We start from the raw sequence: 2,712 nt of genomic DNA on the forward strand, positions 1-2,712 counted from the left end.
GGCTGGTTAGATATAGCGCTTTTATGCACTCGTCGTCGGTGACGCCGTAGTAGGCGGCTCGCTTGCTCTCGTGCAGGTGCGCGTGCTCTGGGCCCACTCCCGGATAGTCGAGTCCCGCCGAGATACTATGCACCGGCTCGATCATGCCGTATTCGTCTTGTAAAACGATCGTTTTCATGCCGTGGATGATGCCTGTGCGACCCTTGGTTAGAGTTGCGGCGTGATACGGCGTGTGCGCGCCTAGGCCTGCAGCCTCGACTCCGATCAAATTTACGTCCGCGTCGCCCAAAAACGCGCTAAAGATACCGATCGCGTTGCTGCCGCCGCCGACGCAGGCGATGACGTAGTCGGGATGTACGCCGTATTCTTTTAGCTGAGCCTTGGTCTCGCGGCCGATGATACTCTGAAAGTCGCGCACGATCCTAGGATACGGGTGCGGGCCGACTGCTGAGCCGATGACGTAAAAGGCGCTTTCTATCTCGTTTACCCACGCTTGGATCGCTGCGGTGGTGGCCTCTTTTAGAGTTTTTAGGCCCTCTTCTACGCTCACGACTCTGGCGCCTAAAAGCTGCATGCGAAATGCGTTTAGCTGCTGACGCTCGACGTCTGTCGCGCCCATATACACGTCGCACTCAAGGCCGAGCAATGCCGCCGCGGTCGCAGTCGCCACGCCGTGCTGACCCGCGCCCGTCTCTGCTAAAACCTTCTTTTTGCCCATTTTTTTGGCTAGAAGCGCTTGAGCCAGGGCGTTATTTATCTTATGCGCGCCGGTGTGGTTTAGATCCTCGCGTTTGAGGTAAATTTCATGCCCGTAGTGCTCGCTTAGGCGTTTTGCGTGATATAGCGGGCTTGGGCGTCCGACGTAATTTTTTAGTAGGTCGTCTAGTTCGGCCTCAAATTCAGCCGTTTTTGCGATACTCTCGTACGCGGCCTCGAGTTCGTCTAGCGCGAACATCACGGTTTCGGGCACGAACTGCCCGCCGAATTTGCCGAAATATGCTTTGGTGTTCATCGGTATCCTTTAAATTTTTGTTTATTTTAGCATTTTAAGTTTTTATTAGGCTTATTTTACGGTATTTTTAGCGCGCGTAAATTTGACTTTAGGATAAAAAACGATATGATTCCAAATATGTTACGGCGATATAAAAAAGCGGCTTTCGGTCAAATTTGGTAAGCGAGTCAAGAGGTATTTAAGACGAAATAAAAACCAAAGGATAAAGTTATGGGCGCCATAAAAGAAGCATTAAATAAAAATAAAATTTGGGCCGGCGGTTTGGCTGCCGTTTTCGGCGGTATTTCCGACATTTGTCAGCCGATCGCTCCTTTTGCGAAATATCTATTTTATGCTAGCATAATTATCACTTGCGTCCTATTTTTGGCTTATATCGGGCTATCTAGATTGAGGCAAAGGGTTTTGCCGATCATGGTATTTACGAGCTTAAGCATAATCGCCACCGGCTCCATGTACGGACTGCAAAGCGCGGAAGAAAAAGGTAACGAAAACGGCTACTTAGCCAGCATCATACCGTTGCTTGAAAAAATTCAAAATTTACTAGGCATGATCAAAAAAGACACCGGCGAGATCAAGCAGACGGTAACGGAAATAAAAGAAGATACCGGAAATATAAAATCCGCTATACAAAACGTTAATACTAAAATAGACAAGCTAAGCGAAAATATCGGCAACGGCGGCGGCATCATCGCAAATCCGAAAACGCAAGAGGATTATTATCATAACGCGCGTATATACGAGCTTGGCGGAGATTACGGAAATGCGAGAAAATCGTACGTAAAATATTTTTCGTTTAGCGACCGTAAACTAGATCCGCATTTAAGATTTCAGTCGTTTTTAAAGATCCAAGAGGGCAAAGCCGGCGCAAAAGAAATTTACAACGAAATGTTTAAAAACGATGATATTTTGATCGATAGTTACGCCAAAATTTTACTCGAAGACGGCAAACAAAAAACAGAAAAACTAACAAATTTCGTTAAGCAAAATCCAGATTTTGCGCCTGCATACTATGAGCTGGCGCGCGCGTACTCAAAGGCTGTTTTAGGGGATCAGACGATGTCCGATAAAAAGCTGGAAAAAGAGTACGCGGATAAATTTTTAAAGCTGAACGAAGAAGGAAAATTGGCGCGCTACTTTACCGATAAAGACGAGCTAAATGCCCAGATAAAATATATCCACGAGCGTAAAACTGAGCTGGATAAAATCAGTCAAAGCATCTTTGAAAATCCCGTAACGGTCGAAAGAATCCATACCAATCAGGGTTATCAAATAGTAGCGAACATTTCAGACAAACCGACTGAAATTTTTTACCGTATAGACGGGCAGGGGGAGTTTATCAGCACCGGGTATTTTGATATAGTTTACCAAGATAGCGGCGAAAAGAAGCCCAAAAACTGGTTTGGATTGCCGGACGACGCGCAAGTCGTAAAAGAGTATATAGAGTTTAAATACAAAGACCGAAACGGCAATATAAACGGGCCGTTTAAGTACGAATGGTACAAAAAGCTACCAAGCGGAGAGATACTGGATCCTAAAGCCGAAAGCGATATAAAGATGCTCAAACAAACATCAAACCACTGGGTGTCAAATGCCGGCCGTAAAGATATAGTTTATTTCACACACATCCTCTCATACGGCGACGGCGTGGAAAAGATCGTTTATGGTATAAATAAAGACGTTCCCGATACCGAGCTATCAAA

At 46.0% G+C, this 2,712-nt stretch carries 2 protein-coding genes; one reads left to right on the top strand and one right to left on the bottom strand.

The window, feature by feature from the left end:
• Window positions 1–1,012: tryptophan synthase subunit beta (trpB, locus tag Q0338_RS04040; RefSeq protein WP_298085637.1), on the bottom strand; the 1,012-nt coding region annotated here is incomplete at its 3' end.
• Window positions 1,013–1,222: 210 nt separating this feature from the next.
• On the opposite strand from trpB, the gene Q0338_RS04045 reads away from it, so the two are divergent.
• Window positions 1,223–2,712 (top strand): hypothetical protein (locus tag Q0338_RS04045; protein WP_298085638.1); only part of this gene is annotated, 1,490 nt, incomplete at its 3' end.

The sequence above is a fragment of the uncultured Campylobacter sp. genome, from assembly GCF_938018145.1.
Taxonomy (GTDB): domain Bacteria; phylum Campylobacterota; class Campylobacteria; order Campylobacterales; family Campylobacteraceae; genus Campylobacter_A.